The sequence below is a fragment of the Bacillus cereus group sp. N6 genome, from assembly GCF_016483705.1.
Taxonomy (GTDB): Bacteria; Bacillota; Bacilli; order Bacillales; family Bacillaceae_G; genus Bacillus_A; species Bacillus_A wiedmannii.
The window spans coordinates 1-228 of the sequence record NZ_JAEHBI010000367.1 but is presented as its reverse complement, the minus strand read 5'-3'; the positions used below and the strand labels follow the sequence as shown (position 1 = coordinate 228).

The following is a 228-nucleotide window of genomic DNA, read 5'->3' as shown; positions in this document are numbered from 1 at the left end:
TGCGCTATTTTGTTTTTACTTCACATACACATAGGCTTCATTTGCAGTTACATAATATGTTTTACCTTTCCTATTGTATACTTTGTATTGTGGATAACCATCTACCATTACTTTCTCATCAATTGTAAATCCGAATCCTGCATCTACAGCCCCAGCAACATCTTTATCTTGCCAAGATGGCGAATGATAGAATCGTAGATTATTAACTTTAGAGATTACACGCGTCCC

The 228-nt window shown here is 36.0% G+C and carries 1 protein-coding gene; it reads right to left on the bottom strand.

Annotation, left to right across the window (positions count from 1 at the left end; translation table 11 throughout):
* Positions 1-15: 15 nt before the first annotated feature.
* On the bottom strand, positions 16-228 hold a 213-nt coding region (locus JDS99_RS31605), incomplete at its 5' end, for an N-acetylmuramoyl-L-alanine amidase (protein ID WP_199696554.1).